Raw genomic sequence first — 18,943 nt, forward strand, 5'->3', positions numbered from 1 at the left:
AGGGACATACCGATTTGTTCACGCGGCATGATTTTGTAAATAATCGTCATACTCAGCGGCATAATGACACCGCCTCCCAGACCAGCCAGCACCCGTGCTGCGATCAGGGAAGAATCACTCCATGCAAAAATACATATTCCCGTTCCCAGCGAGAACACGCTGAGCGCAAGTATTAAAAACTTTTTATATCCGATGCGCTGCTCCATATATCCGGTAATCGGGACGATTACACCAGATGCAAGCGTGTAACCTGTAATAACCCACTGAATACGTGTCGTCGTTGATCCTAAGTCCGTCGTCAATCGAGGAATGGCGACATTGATCAGACTGTTGTTCAGAATGGCGACAAAGGCGCCTAAAACGATGGCAAAAAAAGCAAGCCAGCGTTCTTTGGAAGTATCTGTCGAAGGAGCAGCAGCAGTTTCATTGGCAGCCACATGGACCCCTCCTTTTAAGGTGTATGAATTTTAACTTCCACGTTCGTTCCTGGAATGAGCTTCATATCCTTCGGCTTGTTCACGGCAATCTCTACAGGCACACGCTGGGTCACCTTGTTAAAGTTACCGCTTGTGTTTACCGCAGGAATGAGCGAGAACACCGCATTTGAGGCTTCGCCCACTTTACGAACTTTGCCTTGGATCGTCTTGTCACCTGCAGCATCAAGCGTAATGTCAACAAGCTGTCCTGGTTTAATGCGGTCAATATCGGTTTCTTCAATATTCGTGGAGACATACAGGCTGTTCATATCAACCATGGTTGCAACAGCACTGCCCGGAGAACCGATTTCATGCTCCTTCGAATAAATCTTAATGACGGTACCGTTGATCGGCGCACGCAGTACGGATTTGCTGATCATACTGGAATCCAGCCCCGATACATCCTGCTCCGCAATCGGTTCATTACGCTGAAGAACATCGCCTTCCTCCACATCAATGTGTGTAATCTCACCGGAAATTTGCGGCATTACCTTATATTGATCCGCTTGAATGCGCGCATCGTCACTCTTAACAAAGTGTGTTGCCTGATACCAATAATAATAGCCAATGGCTCCACCGCTCAGAATGAGCAGTACGATGAGAATTGGCAGTACGGTTTTCTTACTCACTTCTTCCACCCCTGTTGTCCAAAAAATTTTATTATTCAACGCTAATATTTTAATTTCGAAATATTAGGCCATCAAACCAAATCGAGAACGTAAAATAAGCACATGGCAGCATTACCATGCAAAAGAAAGAACATTATCTATGTACATAGGCAATCCTTGTCTATGCTCACACATCGTCTCCTTTATATTTAAATATTTTCATATAAATATCGTACATTGAAATATTATAGTTACATTTATCTATTCAGGCAATATAAATTTTCAGTTTTTCAAAAAAATTTTCATAAAAAATAGCCTTGGGAAACAAGGCTATTTCAACGAAAAGGTATTAATTACATTTAAAGGTTTTCAAAGAATACACTAAGAGAAAAGCAAAGGTCCCCATGACCGTTCTCTACGGTTTTTGGCCTCCTGCTGCTCTTTTTTGTTCTTATCTATCCTGTTGCTATTGCCCTGTGATCGTTGTTCCCCCAGGCAGGCTCCGCAACGACATCGTTCTGTTGTCGCGTGTACATCCTCTCTGGAGTCCCGCAATAGCCAAACGTAATCCAGAGATTGCTGTAAAGAAGTAGGGCCCGGGATAAAGCGGATTTTTTTGCCCTCCAGCAGACAGTAGACCTCAATAAGCTGCGGAAGAGCGCCAAATGCATAATAACAAAAAACATTCGTCAAATGTTGAAATGTATGAATAACGTTGGGATTATAATCCACGATGTATTTCTGAATCAGCAAGGAATCTGCTCCAGCTGACAGTTGCCAGGCAGACTGCACAATGAGCGAAATGTCGATCTCAAGCTCAGGGACCGACGTGCAAAATTGCTCATACAACATCACCGGCACTGACAAGTCCCTATTTAGCGCACAAATTTTAGACAGCTCGCCTGACACTTTATTTTTAACGTCCCAGTAATGGAACAACGATTCGAAGCCGGTTGGTTGCTTGGGCCACCATTTCTCCAGCACGTACTGGACGGGGATTTCCCGCCGCACCCCTACTTCCATTTCGAAGTATTCATTTAGCGCATGCCCTACCGCATATTGAACCCGTTGCCTCCAATTCCAGCCTTCACGCCCGCGTTTTCCCTGCGATTGACGGGTAGACTGCGTAGTTCTCCACATCTCCTCAAGCTGATAGTCGTGCAGAAGAGGAAAGCCGCTTAAGCTATCGCTATTGCGCATACCTATCCCTCGCTCTCTTCTCAGGACACCCCAATGCCAGCCTGTGCAAATTGTCTTCCGTAAGCCCGGCAATTTTCTTTTTCATCGTCCAGTGGGTTGAATTCGATCTTCAAGCTCTCCTGAATAACAGTTGCGCCGCGTTCTTTGACTTTTTCCTCTACCAGGTCAACCGCGCCGCAGAATTGTGTATAGGATGTATCTCCGCTGCCAAATACAGCGGTCTTTTTACCGGATAGATCAAGCTCATCCAGTTCCTCGTAAAAATCTAAAAATTCATCAGGAAGCTCACCGTCTCCCCATGTATATACACCCAACAGGAATCCGTCATAACCGAGCAGTTCCTGCGCGCTGCAATCATATGAAGCCTTCAACTCCGCCTCATGTCCTGCCTGGCGGACGCCTTCGGCGATCAATTCTGCGATTTCCTCTGTATTACCAGTCATGCTGGCATAAGCAATCATGATTTTACCCAAGTTCATCCCTCACTTTTGTTTGACATATGGAATGCATTTATTCCCTATTACTCAAATAATATTTGATAATGATTCTCATTGTCAAATATTAATTTCAAAAAAGTGTTTTATGCTTGGTAAAACATACGCAAAACGGGGCTGTCCCAAAAGTCATAAAATTGGCTGGGGACGGCCCTTTTCTCCAAATTGTAAAACAAAAAGAAACCGTTCCTTGGTAAAATGGAGGTACCACCCAACCATTCGAAAGGAGACGGTTTCTTTGTACATTCAATATACCATGGATCAACTTTTCTTACCAATGGATTTAGAGGCAGATATCCCCGAAAACCACATCGTCCGTGTGGTAAACGACGCAGTCAACCGCCTGAGTGATTCCATTTTCAACGCTGCGTATCCTGGCGGTGGCCGTCATAGTTATCATCCTAAAATGCTCACCAAAATCATCATTTACGCCTACACTCAGCGCATCTACTCTTCCCGTCAAATCGCCAAGGCCGTCCGCGAAAATATCATGTTCATGTGGCTTGCTGCGCGGCAACAACCGGATTTCCGTACCATCAACCGCTTCCGTTCGGAGCGGATGAAAGAGGTGCTGGAAACCGTGTTTACCCATGTGCTGGAGCTGCTTGTTCAGGAGCAATACGTGTCCTTGGAACACTACTTTCTGGACGGAACCAAGTTTGAAGCGAATGCAAACAGGTACACCTTCGTCTGGAAAAAGGCCGTTGTCAAGCACCAGGCCAAGCTGCAAGAAAAAGTACATACCCTGTTCCAAACCATCGAAGCGGCCGAAAGCGAAGAAGATGCGCTCCACGCGGGTACAGACCTTCCTGAGCTTGGCGAAGCTTCCTCGCTCACGGCAGAAAAGCTGGAAAACGCGGTTCAACAACTGGAGGAAGCTTTGCAAGAAAAACCGAAAAATAAAACCTTAAAGAAAGCCGTGGGCCAGTTACGCAAGGACTTGCTGCCGCGGCTCCAAAAGTATGAGCATCAGATCGAAACCGCGGGCGAGCGCAATAGCTACAGCAAAACCGATCCGGACGCGACGTTCATGCGAATGAAGGAAGATCACATGCGAAATGGTCAACTGAAGCCGGGATACAATGTGCAGATGGGCACGGAAAACCAGTTTGTGCTCGGTTACAGCGTGCATCAGCGGCCTACCGATACGAAATGCTTGAAGCCCCATTTGGAACATCTGGAAGAATCACTCGGGAGACAACCAGAGATGGTCATTGCCGATGCAGGGTATGGAAGCGAAGAAAATTACAGCTATTTCGAAGAGCACAACATCCAAGCGATCGTCAAATACGGGACATACCACAAGGAGAAAACCAGGGCTTGGAAGCAAGCGATAGGCAAAGTGGACAACTGGAGCTACAACGAAACGGAAGATACATGGACCTGTGCGGCTGGAAAAACGTTACGTTTTCGATACGAAGGCCAGACGGTCACGGAGAGCGGCTACACGATTCGGACACGCCATTATCGAAGTGGAGATTGTAGCGATTGTCCCCTAAAAGCGAAATGCACCACAGCCAAGGGCCACCGGGAGATTGCCGTCAGTCTGACCTATATGCGGCAAAAAAACGACATGCGGGAACGACTGCGCAGCGAGGAAGGATACACCCTTTCCGTTCGGCGCATGACTGAGCCCGAGAGCGTGTTTGGACAAATAAAAAACAATCGGGGTTTCCGAAGGTTCCTGCTTCGCGGCTTGCAAAAAGTAAGCCTGGAGGTCGGGTGGCTTTGCCTTGCCCACAATCTGCTCAAAAAAGCCGCAATGACGGAAAAACGCAAAAGGGACGAAGCAGGATAAACCTCTGCTTCGTCCCTTTTGAACATATCGGTGTTTTTGTTCTTCTTCGATATGCTTTTTAAGGGCTTTTGGGACAGCCCCGTTCGCTGATAAAACCTATGAATAAGCTGCTTAAACAAGAAGCTTGTTATTTATTGCATCCATTATTTATTACGCCAGTACAGTTCATTCCATTGCAGCTCCTGACGGAACTGACGGATGTTCGTGTTGTTGTCAATAACGACGGCTTCAATGCCTGTCAGCTCTGCATAATCCAGCAATTGCTCAGTGGTTACAGCATAGGACAACACCGTATGATGCGCTCCGCCCGCATGAATCCATGCTTCTGCAGATACTTCAAGCGAAGGCTCTGGTTTCCACAACACGCTGGCTACAGGCAGCTTCGGCATTTGGTTTTTATTTTCCACAGCATGGATTTGGTTAATGATCAGACGGTAACGTCCTCCCAGCTCAATGATAGATGCTACGAGCGCCTTACCCGGTTTGCCTTCAAAAATAAGACGAGCCGGATCGGCTTTGCCGCCAATACCCAACGGTTGGACATCAATACGAGGTTTGTTCACAGCAATCGTCGGACATACCTCCAGCATATGAGAACCCAAATTCAGCTCATTGCCCGGCTCCAAATGGTACGTGTAATCTTCCATAAAGGAAGTATCCACATTGTTAGCCATCAGCTTCATCAGACGCGTCAACGCTGCCGTTTTCCAGTCACCCTCGCCGCCGAAGCCATAGCCTTGGGCCATCAAACGCTGAACCGCCAAACCAGGCAGTTGTTTCAGACCATGCAGATCCTCAAACGTTGTTGTAAAGGCTCCAAATTCTCCGTCCTGCAAAAACTTTTTCAAGCCCAGCTCAATACGAGCCTGCTCCAAAATAGAATCACGTACTGCACCCGGTTGCTTGGCTTCTGCGGACAACTCATACAGGTCGTGATACTCCTCAAACAGAGAGTTGATATCCCCCTCTGACACGCTATTAACGACCTCAACCAGATCACCCACACCATAGCCGTTGATCGACCAGCCCAACTGGGCCTGAGCAGATACTTTGTTGCCGTCGGTTACAGCTACTTCACGCATATTGTCACCAAAACGGGCTACTTTGAGATTTTGGCTTTCGCTATAAGCAGCAGCCGTGGACATCCAGCCGCCGATGCGTTTCTGAACGCCTTCTTCCTCCCAATAGCCGACAACAACTTTACGAGTTACACCCAAACGGGCACCGATAAAGCCAAATTCACGGTCACCATGCGCGGATTGGTTCAGGTTCATAAAGTCCATATCAATACTATCCCAAGGGATATCACGGTTAAATTGAGTATGCAGATGTAACAAAGGCTTTGCCAAACGCGTCAAGCCAGCAATCCACATTTTCGCCGGAGAAAATGTATGCATCCAGGTAATAATCCCTGCACACAGGTCATCTCCGTTCGCATCAATAATGAGACGACGAATCGCGTCGGAATTCGTCAGAACCGGCTTGAGAACCACTTCAAACGGTAAATGACCACTACGGTTCAATCCCTCTACAATTTGACGAGAATGCTCTTGTACCTGCTCGAGCGTCTCGGGTCCATACAAATGCTGACTTCCTGTAGCAAACCAAAATTTAAACGGTTTCATAATTAAAAATTCCTCCTGTCAGGAAATAAGTATAGTTGCAGCTGTATTTATAGATAAAATATTATGTACGTACAATCTAATATTTTTCTCATGATTATGATGAAAAATGATTAGTTGTACGTACAAGTTGGATTGATTTCATTTTAATATGGAAGCGCTCTAATTACAAGTGTATCTGGTAAAAATTTTTTTTTGATCTGGAAGCTGAAGATAAACAAGCACGTAAGTCCTAGTAGTCATGACATATTAAATAATGCCAAGCCCTGTAATTTCGGACTTGGCATTATTATGAGGAAATTACCACACAGAGTGGATCATCTAATTCATATCACTAACCGCCATAAAGCGACAAAAAAATGCTGGGACCTATAACGGTCAATATCAGCTTCTCCATGGAATCATTCGATTGTTGCTGAGGTTTGTTGTACAATAGACTCCATATGGGGATTTTTGTGCAGAGGACTGCCGGAATCCTGAATTGACTGCTGAAGGATGGATTGTACATGTATGTAGCACAAGAATGGAAAGATTATGAAGTAGTAGATACAGGCGGCGGCGAAAAGCTGGAGCGTTGGGGCGATATTGTCCTGCGTCGGCCCGATCCGCAAATTATATGGCCTTTGCCCCAGGAAACAGCCGAGTGGCGCGATGTTCATGGACATTACCACCGCAGTTCCTCCGGGGGCGGCAGCTGGGATATGAAGAAGCCTACTCCCGAGCGTTGGACGATCAGCTACGGGCCGCTTAAATTCCACATTAAACCGACCAGCTTCAAGCATACCGGTCTTTTTCCGGAGCAAGCAGCGAACTGGAGCTGGATGATGGATAAAATCAAAGACGCTGGCAGACCGATTTCGGTACTGAACCTGTTCGCCTACACTGGGGGAGCCACTACTGCCGCAGCATATGCTGGAGCGAGTGTTGTCCACGTGGATGCGGCCAAGGGCATGGTGCAATGGGCGAAGGAAAACGTGCAATTGTCCGGTTTAGCCGACCGTCCGGTGCGCTTTATCACAGACGACGTATTCAAGTTCGTACAGCGGGAGCAACGTCGGGGAAACCGATATGATGCGATCATTATGGACCCTCCTTCTTATGGGCGCGGACCAAACGGAGAAACATGGAAGCTGGAAGAAAGCCTGTATCCGTTCTTGGAATCCTGCATGAGCATCATTTCCGATCAACCGTTGTTCATGCTAATTAACTCCTATACCACTGGGATTTCGCCTTCCGTACTGCGCAACATGCTGAGTATGACGATGCAACAAAAGTATGGCGGTCAAATCAGCGCTGGTGAAATCGGATTGCCGATTACCCGCTCGGGGCTAAATCTGCCTTGTGGTATTCTCGGACGCTGGGAGGCTTAATTCCTCCTATGACTCCAGATGAACTTACCCGGCACGGACACGCACAGCCGAATATCCCTGTTCTATATGAGGACAACCATGTTCTGGCCGTTGTCAAGCCTGTCAACGTTCCGACACAAGAGGACGCCAGCGGTGATCCTGATCTGCTGTCTTTACTCAAGGAAGACCTCAAAATCAGACACGATAAGCCTGGTAATGTCTTTTTAGGACTGGTTCACAGACTGGATCGGCCTGTAGGCGGTGCCATGATCTTTGCCAAGACGTCCAAAGCCGCTTCTCGGCTGTCAGAGTCGGTTCGAGGCCGTAGTTTCCGCAAGATGTATGCAGCGGTTCTAAACGGTGTTCCCGCGGCCTCACAAGGCCGTCTGACCCATCATCTGCTAAAGGACAGCCGCACTAACACGGTTCAGGCAGTTCGTCCCGGTACGGCCGGGGCCAAGGAGGCCATTTTAGAATACCAAGTGCTTGGGCAAGCAGATGGGCTCAGTCTTGTACAAATTGAGCTACACACCGGACGCTCGCATCAGATTCGTGTACAGATGCAGGCTATCGGCTGTCCTCTATACGGGGATCAAAAATACGGTGGCAGCCTGAGCCGCCCAGGTCAACAGTTGGCGCTCTGGTCTCTGCTTGCTGGGGCACCGCATCCTGTTAGCAAGGAGCACATGAGCTTCCACTCGTTCCCTCCAGCCCAATTCCCATGGAGCGAGTGGCCCAAATCGCTTTATGAAAGCATGATCGAAGCTGAAAATTGAGCAGGCATATACAAAAAGAACCCGTAACGCATGTAATCAAACAAACATGCATTACGGGCTCTTTTTTTGCTAAAAATCTGATAGCCCTCCCGTCCTTATGACGAGGAGACCACAGACTGCCCTTTCTTGCTGTTCACCAACTGCTGACGGGGCCGAGCGTTTTGAGCATTCGTATTCTTGATGAAAAATGCCAAAATCAGGGCCGTCACACTCAACAGCGTCGCAATGATAAAGGCTGAGTTGATACCATAAATCGTAGCCTGGTTGCCTGCTGCCAGCATCTCTGCTTTATTTGTAACAGCTAATCCCTCAGATGCAACAATATTCGTCAGACGGTTGCTGCTTTGAGTCGACATCACCGTCACCAGAATTGCTGTTCCGATTGAACCGGAAATCATACGCAGTGTATTACTCATCGCAGTACCATGCGCATTCAATCGTTGCGGAAGCTGGTTCAACCCGGCCGTTTGGATCAGCATCATCAGCAATGACATTCCGAACATCCGAACCGTATAATTAGCCAGCAGCGTCATATAGGTCGTTGTTTCAGTCAAGCGTGTGAACTCCCAAGTCGTCACAGCCATGATCAATAAACCGATCACAGACAACCATCGTGCTCCGATCCGGTCAAAAATAGCCCCAGTTACAGGAGACATCACCCCCATCAGAATGGCCCCCGGCAACATCAGCATACCGGACTCAATCGGTGAAAAGCCGCGGATATTTTGCAAATAAATCGGCAGTAATATCATACCGGCGTACAAAGCCATCGTCACAATGACATTAATGATTGTCGTCAAGCTATACACATCATATTTGAAGATACGGAACTCCAGCATAGGTTCATCAACCTTCAGTTGGCGAACAATAAACAGAATGAGCGCGATCGTCCCCACAATAAGCGTAGACAGGACCGGAATACTTCCCCAGCCCGATGTTCCTGCATCACTAAAGCCGTATAACAGTCCGCCGAAACCGAGCGTAGACAAAATGATGCCGGGAATGTCCAGCTTAGGCTTGGACTGCTCCGTTACATTTTTCAGAAAAATAAATCCGATCACAATCGACATCACCGAAATCGGCAGGATGATCCAGAACAGTACCTGCCAGTCATAATTTATCATGTTATATGTAAATGTCAACATTCACCCCTGTAACAGACATTAGGTATTGAAAAAAGCATCTGAAACTTGCAGGATACAACAAATCATTTAAAAAATGACAACAGCTACAAGCTACAGTATGTGTTTTTCAGCATAAAAAACGCGGACATATGTGGCCCATTTGGGCAGCATTATCCGCGCATTTTTATTTAGAATATTAAAGAGACGATATGTTCATATAAGCTGTTTTTCATTCAATCCATTTTCCACTTACTCCGCTCGCTCTATTTGTTCCTTTACTCCCTTTGCCTCGCTTGCCGATGCAGACAGTTTCGTCTTTGTGGTGATTTTACCCAACAGATAAACCAGCAAATTTTGATTATGCTGCGAAATTCGGTTTAGTGCAGAGCCCAGAAAATCATCTCTTATCTGCAATCCCCGTTCAGCTTCTTCTCTCCCTTGATCGGAAATAACAATCCATACGATTCTACGGTCCTTTACGTCTCTAAAGCGGGTGACCAGGCGATTCCGCTCCATCCGGTCCAGCAGCATCGTAACCGCCGCAGGTGTGGTTGCGAGATACGGGATCAGTTGAGACGGTTTCATGTGGCCGTATTCGTTCAGAACCTCCAGCACCGTAAGCTGAGCCTCAGTCAATGATGGAGCCAACTGCTGCTCCATATGAACCTTGTAATCCTTAGCCATTCTGGACCAGATTTTCGCAAATTCGGTCGTTTGCATTTTGCCTCACTCCTTTGAATAACAGGGTCAGTAAAAGCATCAAAATTACCGTATGGGCCACCGTCCGGATTGTATTTCATCACATTAAATTTTCGCCATTCAGCCCTGGTTTCCTGCCGTTTTTGGAGCATCAATTGAAAAGGGGAAGGAAGTCTCACTTCGGTTTTGGAGGCTGCTCAAGGTTCGACAGCATGACGGCAAAAAGGTCCTCATTCGTGCCGGAATGGCACGAGAGGACCTCTCTTTTTCGAGCTAAAAAGCGCTTGACTTTCCTGTTATTCTATGGACTGGGAAGCCTGCGGCTCACTACGCGGCAGCACATTCACAATTTCGTCCTTCTTCTCCATAGGAGCCAGCAGCTTGCCTGTATCCTTGCGGTCGGTCAAAGGAGCTTTTTCCGAAAGGAAAGACATCGTCTGCCCTTCTGCAGTGATCGCAAATAATTGAATAGCTTCACGGCAATAGAAGGCAGCCACGATCCGAGTTCCGTTCGAACGTACTCGTTTGCCTTCCTTAAATTCAAAGGTGGTGATTCCTTTACCACCTCGTCCCTGGGCAGGATAGTCCAGTAGAAGCGTACGCTTGCCATAACCGGACTCAGTCAGCACCAGTACTTCTCCTTCATCCTCTACCACCCACAGCGCTGCGACAATTTCATCGCCTTCCGCCAGTTGTATACCTTTAACACCCGCCGAGACGCGGCCCATCGCATTAACCTCTTGCTCCTTGAAGCGTATGCTCATCCCTGCACGGGTAATAAGCATAATATCCCGGGTGCCGTCGCTTAGCGTTACCGACAACACTTCATCGTCCCCTGCTACCTTGCAGGCTGCTACAGCACTGGAACGTTTCGTTGCATATTCCGTCAGCTCTGTCCGCTTCACTTGGCCCTTCTTTGTTACAAACACCAGACTTTTGCCGATTTCCTCAATGTTTTTGACCGGAATGACACTCACGATACGATCATCCTTGGTTAACGGAATCACGTTAACAATCGGAGTTCCCGGCTCTTTCCACTTGTACTCCGGCACCTGGTGCACAGGCAATAAGAAATATTGTCCGCGTTGAGTGAAGACGAGTAACACATCCAGTGTGTTGACATCAAGCAACTGGGTGACATAATCACCTTCCTTAACGCCGGAAGCTGAGCGCTCCCCACCGGAACGAGTAAAGGACAGCATACCTGTACGCTTCACATAGCCGTCTTTGGAAAGAGTCAGCAATACGTCCTCTGCCCCAACCATGACCTCCAGATTTACCTTAATCTCTTCAACCTCACCCTGTATGTCCGAACGGCGGTCAATGCCGTACTTCTCACGGATTTCCAGCAGCTCCTTGCGGATCAAACTAATCAGCTTGCGATCACTTTCCAAAATAGAACGGTACTGGGTAATTTTTTTCTGGATTTCACTTAATTCCTTTTCCAGCGTAGTGATTTCCAGATTCGTGAGACGGTACAGCTGCAAGGTCAAAATAGAATCAGCCTGACGTTCGCTAAAGCCAAACATCCATTGCAAATTATTTTGCGCGTCCTGGCGATTTTTGGAAGCTTTAATGGCCGCAATGACCTCATCCAGAATGTTCAGCGCCTTGACCAAACCTTCCAGCACATGGGCACGATCCTCCGCCTTTTCCAGCTCAAACTGGATACGGTGTGTGACAACCTCGCGTTGATGGGCGATATATGCTTCCAAAATGGACTTCAATCCAAGCTGATGCGGCGCTTTGTTCACAATGGCTACCATGTTGAAGTTGTATGCCACCTGAAGGTCGGTTTTTTTCAGCAAATAAGCCAAAATCCCTTCCGCATCGGCTTCCTTCTTCAGTTCCACCACAATTCTCAAACCGTTCCGTCCACTCTCGTCACGAACCTCGGCAATCCCTTCCACCTTTTTCTCCAGACGGATATTCTCCATGGCGGTTACGAGCCTTGATTTAACAATCTGGTATGGAATCTCCGTAATGACCAGTTGCTGCTTACCTCCGCGCAAAGACTGAATTTCCGTTTTGGAACGGATATAAATACGCCCTTTACCTGTGCGATAAGCGTCTTTAATGCCTTCGCCCCCCATAATCAGTCCGCCAGTCGGGAAATCAGGACCTTTAATAAAGGTCATAATCTCTTCCAGCTCAATATCCGGCTTTTCCATCACAGCAATGCTGGCGTCAATGACCTCGCGTAAGCTGTGCGTTGGAATTTCAGTCGCGAATCCGGCCGAAATTCCGCTGGAGCCGTTTACTAGCAGATTCGGATAACGGGAAGGAAGTACAACCGGCTCCTTGGCCGAGTTATCAAAGTTATCCTTGAACATAACCGTGCGTTTTTCGATATCACGCAGCATTTCCATCGCGATAGGAGACAGACGGGCCTCCGTGTACCGCATAGCGGCTGCCGGGTCATCGTCCTGGGAACCCCAGTTGCCGTGACCGTCCACAAGTACGTGACTCATTTTCCAAGGCTGCGCCATCCGCACCATTCCGTCGTAAATTGACGAGTCACCGTGGGGGTGATAATTACCCATAACGTCCCCAACCGTTTTGGCAGATTTACGGTACGCTTTATCCGGTGTGTTGCCGGAATCATACATGGAGTACAAAATCCGGCGCTGTACTGGCTTTAATCCGTCCCGCACATCGGGTATCGCCCGATCCTGAATAATATATTTGGAATATCGGCCAAAGCGGTCACCGACCACTTCCTCCAGAAAAGCTGGCAAAAATTGCTCCGATAAGCTCATGTATACACCTCATTTGTTAGCACTACTCTACATATTCCGTAAAATCTACGTTTTCCACAATCCAGCGCTTGCGCGGATCAACCTTGTCGCCCATCAATGTGGACACACGGCGTTCAGCCTTGGCTGCATCCTCAATCTGGACGCGCAGCAGGGTACGTGACTCGGGATTCATCGTCGTTTCCCATAACTGATCAGGATTCATCTCCCCAAGTCCTTTATAGCGTTGAAGCTCAAAATTCCGTCCAAATTCCTTTAAGTAATTATCAAGCTGCTCGTCAGTCCAGGCATAACGTACCGTTTCGAGCTTACCCGACTTCCGGGTTATCTTATACAATGGCGGTTGAGCAATAAATATGCGTCCCGCATCAATCAGCTCTTTCATATACCGATAAAAGAACGTTAGCAGCAGCACTTGAATGTGCGCGCCGTCCGTATCCGCATCAGTCATAATGATGATTTTGGAATAATTGCTGTCTTCCAGCGTAAACTCTGTTCCTACCCCCGCCCCGATTGCTGCTGTAATCGCGCGGTACTCATCATTTTTCATAACATCCGCCAGCTTGGATTTCTCCGGGTTCATCGGCTTGCCCTTCAAGGGCAAAATAGCCTGAATTTTGGAATCCCGTCCCTGCTTCGCCGATCCTCCAGCCGAATCACCTTCCACGATAAACAGCTCGTTTCGTGTAAAATCCTTGGATTGCGCAGGCGACAGCTTGCCGTTCAGATTAGAGCTTTCACTGCGTTTCTTGCCGGAACGCATTTCGTCACGAGCCTTACGTGCTGCTTCACGCGCTCTGGACGCCTGTACTGCCTTTTTGATTAACGTTTGCGCAACCTGCGGATTTTCCTCCAGAAAACGCTGCATCTGCTCCGATACAATCGCATCCACGGTACTGCGTGCGGAAGCACTACCCAGCTGATCCTTTGTCTGGCCGACGAATTCAACCTCAGCCATCTTGACACTGATTACGGCCATCATTCCCTCACGTAAATCATTGCCTTCCAGATTTTTATCCTTTTCCTTCAGCATTACCGTGCGTCGCGCATATTCATTCATGACACGGGTGTAAGCGGTTTTGAAGCCCGTTTCATGTGTACCCCCGCCCCGTGTCGGAATGGAGTTGACAAACGAAGCAATCGTTTCGGTATAACCTGCATTGTACTGAATGGCAATTTCCACCTCAACGTCTTCCTTCTCTGCATTGAAGTGAATGACGTCATGCAGCACGTCCTTGCCTTCATTCAGAAAAGCGACAAACTGACTCGCTCCGCCCTCATAAAAATACTCATCCGACTTCCCGCTGCGTTCATCTTTAAGCTGGATACGGAGACCCGAGTTCAGAAAAGCAATTTCCTGAAGCCGTTCGGCCAGCGTATCGTAGTTGAAATGAATGCCTGCCTGGAATACGCGAATATCCGGTTTAAATGTAATTTTGGTGCCCGTCTTGTTGGTATTGCCCAGCACTTCAAGGCCTGTGGTCGGTTCCCCGACATGCTCCACGCCCTTCTTGTCCTGCCAATATTCAAACCGCTGACGGTGAATCTTGCCGTCCCGGTAAATTTCCACTTCAAGCCATTCCGAAAGAGCGTTCGTTACGGACGCGCCCACACCGTGCAGACCCCCGGACTTTTTATATCCCGAACCGCCGAACTTACCTCCGGCGTGCAAAATGGTAAATACTACCTGTGGTGTTGGGATTCCTGTTTTGTGCATTCCTGTAGGAATACCACGCCCGTTATCTGTTACTGTAACGGAACCGTCCTTATGCATTGTAATGTCAATGCGGGAGCAAAACTTGGCAAGATGCTCATCAACCGCGTTGTCCACAATTTCCCATACCAAATGATGTAGTCCCGAAGAACTGGTGCTTCCAATATACATGCCCGGCCGTTTGCGAACTGCTACAAGCCCTTCGAGCACTTGAATGTCGTCCACGCCATATTCCAAAGCTCCGTTCTGAGTGCCGGACGCTCCCGCAGACAAGTCGATTTTGTCGACCATTCATGCTCCCCCTTTGTCTAATCGTAACCGTGTTTTGCCTTATTCTTGATGATTTTCACCAAAAATGCAAACAGATGTTTTCTTTTACCTTGTCCATTTTAATTCAATATATCCCGTTTCGTAAAGACGGCGAATGAAACAATCAGCGCCGCAGCCCCCCAAATGCCCAGTACAGCCAAAGAAAACGGCAAGGTCATCCCCTCAATCGGGGCGGGGCTTCCTGATAAATAATCGGTCAATTCGAGGTTGACCATAAATAAATATTTGGCGCTCTGCCAGGATGAGGCCATGTTCGTTAAAATTGTGCCTGAAATAAGCGCAGCCATCATTACCACAATGCTTGCCGCCGTACTGCGTACCAGCACCGATACCATAAAGGCAAGCGAGGCTACCACGAGACTGACGAACCAGATTAATCCGGCTTGTAACATCAGATAGTGCCATTGAGGAATCGCATGTACCGCAGACATATCCACCGTCGATCCAACAATTTGGAAGCCCGTAAATACCGGAACATTAAAGCCGCGAAAGCCAAAAAACAAGCCCGATATAAGATAACTGATCACAAACACAGCCAAAATGATGAGCGAAACGAACATATACAACGTTAGCAGCTTGCTCAGCAGTACCTTCCACCGCCTGACAGGACGGGTCAGCAGCATTTTTATGGTACCCGTCGTTCGTTCTCCTGAAACCAGATCGGAGGCAATAGCCATAATAAGCAATGGAACGAACAAATTAATAGAATTGTCCATAAACTCTCTGGTAAAGGTTACGCCACTTGGCTCATTCGGGTTCACGTCATTTTCCAGATAATATTGCATTTGTTGGACAAATACTCGCCTGTAGGTCTTCCATTCCTCCGGAACCCGGTCGCTGCCCAGCGAATTTTGGTTGTCTGTAATGGCCTGACGCAGCTCCAGTCGCCAGTCATTGCCGAATTTTTCGCGGTTATTTTCCGCCACCTTCATCTGAGCGTACGTAAAAATCGGCACAAGCACAAGCAAAACAAGTAAAATGACATAAAATCGTTTCTTCTTGATGATTTTGAGCGTTTCATTTTGTACGAGCGGTAAAATGTTATTCAAGAATCTCACCTTCCGTCATTTTCAGGAATAGCTGCTCCAGTGTAGGGTTGATTTTGCTTACACCTTTAACGGAAATGCCGGAAGCCGTTATTTGTACGACCAGCTCCGCGATATGCTCTTCGTCCATTTCAGTAAAAATGGCATCCGCTCCGCTGCCTGCAACAATGCTGTCATCAATCAGTTCATCGGCGTTCGTAATGATTTGTACATGCGGAGAGCCTTCCAACAGGGCAAGACCCTGATCATGGGGCTCCAGTTGCCATACGGCCATACGCGAATGCGTTTCAACCAATTCCCGCACACCGCCAACAGCAAGTACCCGTCCCCGGCTAATAATCGCCACACGATCACACAACAACTGGATTTCACTAAGTAAATGACTGGAAACAAATACAGCCATGCCCTCTGCCGCCAACAGACGGATAAAAGCTCTCATCTCCTTGATCCCCTTGGGGTCCAGCCCGTTTGTCGGTTCGTCCAGAATAAGCAGCTTAGGTTTGCCAAGCAAGGCCTGTGCAATACCGAGACGCTGACGCATCCCGAGAGAATACGTACTTACCTTATCATGAATACGGCGATCCAGCCGCACCAGCTCCACCACTTCACGAATACGCTGTTCATCCACACCAGGCTGCATCCGGGCAAAATGCTCCAGATTCTCCCACCCTGTCAGGTAACTGTACACCTCCGGATTTTCCACAATAGAACCGATATACTGCAAGGCCTGCTCCGGATCACGGTTCACATTATGTCCACATACAGTTATAGTGCCCTCCGTAGGCTTGATCAGATCGACCAGCATACGGATGGTCGTTGTTTTTCCGGCTCCATTGGGACCAAGAAAGCCAAAAATTTCACCCGCACGTACGTCGAATGTTACATCGTGAATGATCATTTTTCGTCCGATACGCTTTTTGACGTGCTGAACAGAGAGAACGGTTTCGTTGTCGCTTCTGCTTCCGTCTGCACTGCCGAACTGATTGTCGGAATGATAGCCGGATGCTCCATCTGTGGCTGTCGAAGCCCTTGCTACATCGGTCTTGGTCTTGTCAGCAGATTGGATACCCATCACTTGTTCCCTCCCTTCTTCATATCAGCGGGTTGACTGCTCGTAGACTTTTGTCCATCCTCCGTATTGTCGCCTTCCTTGGCCGCTGCTACCGCAAACCCTTGAGCGATACGCTCAGCAATTGCCTGATAGCCCTGTCCGTTAGGATGAAAATGATCAGAGGATAAATAAACCGGCAAATTTTGCTGAAATAAATCGAAGGTTGGAATCAGCGTCATATTACTGTTTTGATTGGTAATCGCCATAGCGGCCAGATTCCATTCCGTCACGACGAGATTTCCCGGAATATTCATTTCCGGCAGGTCACTGAATGGATTATATAGTCCAACGTATATAATTTTAGCCTTCGGATTGATTTTTCCGACTTTTGTCAGCACTTTTTGCAAACGCTTGGCTGCATCAGGCAGAGCCTTACGCAAGCCATTAAGCGTAGGTGGCTCTTTACCAGTTTGGGCAGCTTGTGCCCCCTGAAACAAATCATTTCCGCCAATGGACACAATAATAACATTAGCCTTTTTCAACACATAAGCAACGCCAGGCTCATCCAGTTTTGTCAAAAGTCCTTGAGTCGTCAGCCCGTTAATGCCAAGGTTATTAATGAGCTGAGCCTTATGGCCTTCCTGATCATTTAACAAGGTTACCGACCGTCGTACAAAACCACTGCCCGAGTCATCGCCGGTTCCTTTTGCCAGCGAATCTCCTATGGCAGCTACCCTAAACTCCCCCACCTGAGTTGCAGCGGATGGCGCATTTTGTATTTGTGATGAACCCGAATTTACAGGTTTGGTGCTAGCGAGCGGCTCGGGAGCCGTAATACTTCGTACTGCGGCAATAAATCCGTACAATAATAGCAGTGTGGCGGCGATGGACACGGAACCGACAGACCGCCAAATCCATTTTGATGAATTCACTCGTGTTCCCTCCTGATCACTTGGTGAAATAAACATAAAGCTTCTCATATCATTTTGCAAATAAACTGTTCTGAGTGTTATGAAGCATACATGTAAAAAGAAAGCAGAAAGTTACATAAGTATGTTAAAAAGGATGGCATATAGCCATCCTTTTTATTACGCCTTTTTGGTTCGTACAGCTCATCCTTTACCTCTACATAGACGAAAAACTACTTGCTATCGGGTATAAAGCTTTTGATCCATTGTCTGAAGCTGCCCGGATTTCGGCTTTGGATCAATACCGTCCCCTCGCCGCGAAAACGGCATACAAGTGCTTCTCCGCTCGTTACACTGGACAACCAGCCTTTGGACGCTTTTTCAATTTTGTAATCCATATAGTCCGGCCATGCCACCAGATGAGCGTTATCAATAATACGCTCCTCTCCGGGTGCAACATAAATCGGATGAATGGCTCCGTAAGAGGACAAAAACACTGTTCCGCGACCGCTGATTTCAACGATAAAAATACCTTCGCCCGAGAACAATCCTTTCATCAGATTCTGCATTTTGGTGCTGACCTCAACGCCTTCCGTACACGCCAGGAAGCCATCCTTTTGCACCAAAAGTCTATACGTACCGTCCAATTCCACCGCTTGCACATCACCTATACTTGCCGGAGCAAGCAGCACTTCAGCTGACCCCCGAGATGCTCTCAGCTCCTGAAAAAAGAATTTCTCCCCGCTCAGCATCCGGCCTAAACCGCGCAACAATCCACCATCCACAGTCCCCTTTATATCCACGCTGGACGACATGGAAACCATAGCTCCCATCTCCGCTTTAATCGTTTCTCCGGGGTTCAACTGCACCTTGAGCATAGCAAAAGCACCTTCATGCACAATTTCGTAGCTCATTCGTTCACCTGACTTTCCCATAAGTTATTAGTATCAAAATAGCTTGGTGTTATCATACTATACTTGTAGCACTTATAC

At 47.7% G+C, this 18,943-nt stretch carries 15 protein-coding genes and 1 pseudogene; 3 read left to right on the forward strand and 13 right to left on the reverse strand.

Annotation, left to right across the window (positions count from 1 at the left end; all coding sequences use genetic code 11):
* The 4 genes from L696_RS28750 to L696_RS0117335 form a co-directional block, all read right to left on the reverse strand.
* A partial coding sequence (locus L696_RS28750; RefSeq protein ID WP_155985421.1) for an MFS transporter occupies positions 1-437 on the reverse strand: 437 nt, incomplete at its 3' end.
* A 14-nt stretch (positions 438-451) separates the two neighbouring features.
* On the reverse strand, positions 452-1,105 hold the full coding sequence (locus L696_RS0117325; protein ID WP_025684766.1) for an HlyD family secretion protein: 654 nt from the start codon (positions 1,103-1,105) through the stop codon (positions 452-454).
* A 360-nt stretch (positions 1,106-1,465) separates the two neighbouring features.
* Positions 1,466-2,284 carry a hypothetical protein gene (locus tag L696_RS0117330; RefSeq protein ID WP_025684767.1) on the reverse strand — a complete coding sequence of 273 codons (819 nt, stop codon included), beginning with the start codon at positions 2,282-2,284 and terminating at the stop codon, positions 1,466-1,468.
* Between the two features lie 20 nt (positions 2,285-2,304).
* The gene (locus L696_RS0117335) at positions 2,305-2,763 is read right to left on the reverse strand and encodes a flavodoxin (protein WP_043922447.1); all 459 of its coding nucleotides are present in this window, start codon (positions 2,761-2,763) and stop codon (positions 2,305-2,307) included.
* A 253-nt stretch (positions 2,764-3,016) separates the two neighbouring features.
* Here L696_RS0117335 and L696_RS0117340 point away from each other — a divergent pair, with 253 nt between their 5' ends.
* Positions 3,017-4,576, forward strand: coding sequence for an IS1182 family transposase (locus tag L696_RS0117340; RefSeq protein ID WP_025684768.1), 1,560 nt, complete (start codon positions 3,017-3,019; stop codon positions 4,574-4,576).
* A 143-nt stretch (positions 4,577-4,719) separates the two neighbouring features.
* On the opposite strand, the gene araA is transcribed toward L696_RS0117340, so the two are convergent.
* The gene (gene araA, locus L696_RS0117345) at positions 4,720-6,201 is read right to left on the reverse strand and encodes an L-arabinose isomerase (RefSeq protein ID WP_025684769.1); all 1,482 of its coding nucleotides are present in this window, start codon (positions 6,199-6,201) and stop codon (positions 4,720-4,722) included.
* A gap of 503 nt (positions 6,202-6,704) precedes the next feature.
* Between araA and L696_RS0117350 the strand changes: the two genes are divergently transcribed.
* Together L696_RS0117350 and L696_RS0117355 are read left to right on the forward strand one after the other, a co-directional pair.
* Positions 6,705-7,568 (forward strand): class I SAM-dependent methyltransferase, encoded by an 864-nt coding sequence (locus tag L696_RS0117350; protein ID WP_025684770.1) that lies wholly within the window; start codon positions 6,705-6,707, stop codon positions 7,566-7,568.
* Between the two features lie 8 nt (positions 7,569-7,576).
* Positions 7,577-8,323 (forward strand): RluA family pseudouridine synthase, encoded by a 747-nt coding sequence (locus tag L696_RS0117355; protein WP_025684771.1) that lies wholly within the window; start codon positions 7,577-7,579, stop codon positions 8,321-8,323.
* A gap of 95 nt (positions 8,324-8,418) precedes the next feature.
* On the opposite strand, the pseudogene L696_RS0117360 reads toward L696_RS0117355, so the two are convergent.
* The 8 genes and pseudogenes from L696_RS0117360 to L696_RS0117395 form a co-directional block, all read right to left on the reverse strand.
* Positions 8,419-9,453, reverse strand: a pseudogene (locus L696_RS0117360) (DHA2 family efflux MFS transporter permease subunit); the annotation flags it as partial.
* Between the two features lie 243 nt (positions 9,454-9,696).
* Entirely contained in the window at positions 9,697-10,167 is a 471-nt protein-coding gene (locus L696_RS0117365; protein WP_025684773.1) for a MarR family winged helix-turn-helix transcriptional regulator, read from the reverse strand.
* A 275-nt stretch (positions 10,168-10,442) separates the two neighbouring features.
* Complete coding sequence (gene gyrA / locus L696_RS0117370; RefSeq protein ID WP_025684774.1) at positions 10,443-12,905, reverse strand: DNA gyrase subunit A; 2,463 nt, start codon at positions 12,903-12,905, stop codon at positions 10,443-10,445.
* A 22-nt stretch (positions 12,906-12,927) separates the two neighbouring features.
* Complete coding sequence (gene parE, locus L696_RS0117375) at positions 12,928-14,907, reverse strand: DNA topoisomerase IV subunit B (protein WP_025684775.1); 1,980 nt, start codon at positions 14,905-14,907, stop codon at positions 12,928-12,930.
* A 98-nt stretch (positions 14,908-15,005) separates the two neighbouring features.
* On the reverse strand, positions 15,006-15,995 hold the full coding sequence (locus L696_RS0117380; protein ID WP_025684776.1) for an ABC transporter permease: 990 nt from the start codon (positions 15,993-15,995) through the stop codon (positions 15,006-15,008).
* Positions 15,988-17,064 (reverse strand): ABC transporter ATP-binding protein, encoded by a 1,077-nt coding sequence (locus tag L696_RS0117385; protein WP_025684777.1) that lies wholly within the window; start codon positions 17,062-17,064, stop codon positions 15,988-15,990. Before L696_RS0117385 ends, L696_RS0117380 begins: the two co-directional genes overlap by 8 nt.
* Positions 17,064-18,011 carry a GDSL-type esterase/lipase family protein gene (locus L696_RS0117390; protein ID WP_049827431.1) on the reverse strand — a complete coding sequence of 316 codons (948 nt, stop codon included), beginning with the start codon at positions 18,009-18,011 and terminating at the stop codon, positions 17,064-17,066. The genes L696_RS0117385 and L696_RS0117390 overlap by 1 nt, the downstream gene beginning before the upstream one ends.
* Positions 18,012-18,184: 173 nt before the next feature.
* The gene (locus L696_RS0117395) at positions 18,185-18,865 is read right to left on the reverse strand and encodes a TIGR00266 family protein (protein ID WP_025684779.1); all 681 of its coding nucleotides are present in this window, start codon (positions 18,863-18,865) and stop codon (positions 18,185-18,187) included.
* Positions 18,866-18,943: the final 78 nt, after the last annotated feature.

It is taken from the genome of Paenibacillus maysiensis, from assembly GCF_000520815.1.
GTDB lineage: Bacteria > Bacillota > Bacilli > Paenibacillales > Paenibacillaceae > Paenibacillus > Paenibacillus maysiensis.

Bases quoted from the DNA above. Each gene is read 5' to 3' on its own strand.
- L696_RS0117335 (WP_043922447.1), bottom strand. From the start codon at position 2,763: ATGAACTTGGGTAAAATCATGATTGCTTATGCCAGCATGACTGGTAAT.
- gyrA (WP_025684774.1), bottom strand. From the start codon at position 12,905: ATGAGCTTATCGGAGCAATTTTTGCCAGCTTTTCTGGAGGAAGTGGTC.
- L696_RS0117395 (WP_025684779.1), bottom strand. From the start codon at position 18,865: ATGAGCTACGAAATTGTGCATGAAGGTGCTTTTGCTATGCTCAAGGTG.
- araA (WP_025684769.1), bottom strand. From the start codon at position 6,201: ATGAAACCGTTTAAATTTTGGTTTGCTACAGGAAGTCAGCATTTGTAT.
- parE (WP_025684775.1), bottom strand. From the start codon at position 14,907: ATGGTCGACAAAATCGACTTGTCTGCGGGAGCGTCCGGCACTCAGAAC.
- L696_RS0117350 (WP_025684770.1), top strand. From the start codon at position 6,705: ATGTATGTAGCACAAGAATGGAAAGATTATGAAGTAGTAGATACAGGC.
- L696_RS0117365 (WP_025684773.1), bottom strand. From the start codon at position 10,167: ATGCAAACGACCGAATTTGCGAAAATCTGGTCCAGAATGGCTAAGGAT.
- L696_RS0117390 (WP_049827431.1), bottom strand. From the start codon at position 18,011: ATGTTTATTTCACCAAGTGATCAGGAGGGAACACGAGTGAATTCATCA.
- L696_RS0117330 (WP_025684767.1), bottom strand. From the start codon at position 2,284: ATGCGCAATAGCGATAGCTTAAGCGGCTTTCCTCTTCTGCACGACTAT.
- L696_RS0117385 (WP_025684777.1), bottom strand. From the start codon at position 17,064: ATGGGTATCCAATCTGCTGACAAGACCAAGACCGATGTAGCAAGGGCT.
- L696_RS0117355 (WP_025684771.1), top strand. From the start codon at position 7,577: ATGACTCCAGATGAACTTACCCGGCACGGACACGCACAGCCGAATATC.